At 69.2% G+C, this 1,462-nt stretch carries 3 protein-coding genes; all 3 read right to left on the bottom strand.

What is annotated here, in order from left to right:
* Nucleotides 1-67: 67 nt before the first annotated feature.
* Nucleotides 68-385, bottom strand: a complete 318-nt coding sequence (locus AC6RA4_RS02555) for a DUF2834 domain-containing protein (RefSeq protein ID WP_500157099.1) — start codon at nucleotides 383-385, stop codon at nucleotides 68-70.
* Nucleotides 382-534 carry an argininosuccinate lyase gene (locus AC6RA4_RS02550; RefSeq protein WP_500157097.1) on the bottom strand — a complete coding sequence of 51 codons (153 nt, stop codon included), beginning with the start codon at nucleotides 532-534 and terminating at the stop codon, nucleotides 382-384. The genes AC6RA4_RS02555 and AC6RA4_RS02550 overlap by 4 nt, the downstream gene beginning before the upstream one ends.
* The coding region (gene argH / locus AC6RA4_RS02545) for an argininosuccinate lyase (protein ID WP_500157095.1) at nucleotides 531-1,462 on the bottom strand (932 nt) is incomplete at its 5' end. The genes AC6RA4_RS02550 and argH, both read right to left, overlap by 4 nt.

The raw sequence follows: 1,462 nt of genomic DNA, 5'->3' as shown, positions 1-1,462 counted from the left end.
GTTGCACCGTCGCGCCAGCGAGCCGTGGTCATTGCCAGCGCCCCCCCCCGGGGCGCCCACCGCCTGTTCAGACGGGCCGGGAGCGGAGCCAGAGATAGAGCGGCAGACCGCAGCTCACGCCGATGAGGAAGGTGGCGGGAATCGCCCAGAGCGCCTCCCAGTTGCGCCGTACCGCGACCTCGGCCAGCACCCAGAGCGTCAGCACCACGGCGCTGATCACCAGGTCCCAGGCCAGCCCGGTCACGGCGGCATTGGCAAGCCACGCTTCGACGAGCCCCGAAAGCGACCAGCCGTTCCGCGCCAGCCAGCCAACGAAATACACCATCGGGTGCACCGCGCCCCAGAGCGCCAGCACCAGCCAGAGATGGCGCAGCCGCAGGCTCACCGCTTGGCGATCCCCACCGAGGCCGAGCCCGAGATCGAGATGCCCGGCGGCGGGGTCTCGTCTTTGGGCTCGGGCGCGACCGGCGCGCCATCGGCGCCGCAGGCGGCGAGCAGGGCGACAAGCCCGAGGCTCAGGACAAGGCGTGTCACGCGAGGATCTCCTTCCAGCGGGCGACCTGCTCGCGCACGCGGGCAGGGGCGGTGCCGCCATGGCTCAGGCGGCTCGCCACCGAGTTATGCACACCCAGCACGTCATAGATACCCTCGGTGATCGCGGAGCTCACCGACTGCATCTCCGCAAGCGACAGGTCGGGCAGGTCGCAGCCCTTGCCCTCGGCCATCGCCACCAGCGATCCGGTGACGTGATGGGCCTCGCGGAACGGCAGGCCGGTCTCGCGCACCAGCCAGTCGGCGAGATCGGTCGCGGTGGAGAAGCCGGCGGAGGCCGCGGCCTCGAGATTGGCCACGTTGGCCGACATGTCCTTGACCATGCCTTCCATCGCGGCGAGCGCCAGCATCAGGTTGTCGGCGGCGTCGAAGACCTGTTCCTTGTCTTCCTGCATGTCCTTGGAATAGGCCAGCGGCAGCCCCTTCATCACCGTCATCAGCGCCACGTTGGCGCCGAAGATCCGACCGATCTTGGCGCGGATCAGCTCGGCGGCGTCGGGGTTCTTCTTCTGCGGCATGATCGAGGAGCCAGTGGAGAACCGGTCCGACAGCGCCACGAAGCGGAACTGGGCCGAGGACCAGATCACCAGCTCCTCGGCGAAGCGCGACAGGTGCATGGCCGCGATGCTGGCAGTGCTGAGGAACTCGAGCGCGAAATCGCGGTCCGAGACCGCGTCGAGCGAGTTTTCCGTCGGGCGGTCGAAGCCCAGCGCCTCCGCCGTCATGTGGCGATCGATGGCAAAGCCGGTGCCGGCCAGCGCCGCCGAGCCCAGCGGGCATTCGTTCATCCGCTTGCGGGCGTCGCGCACGCGGCTCAGATCGCGGGCGAACATCTCGACATAGGCCATCATGTGATGGCCCCAGGTCACCGGCTGCGCGGTCTGCAGGTGGGTGAAGCCCGGCATCACCC

The organism is Salipiger sp., from assembly GCF_059781815.1.
This window is presented reverse-complemented; position numbering and strand designations above follow the sequence as displayed.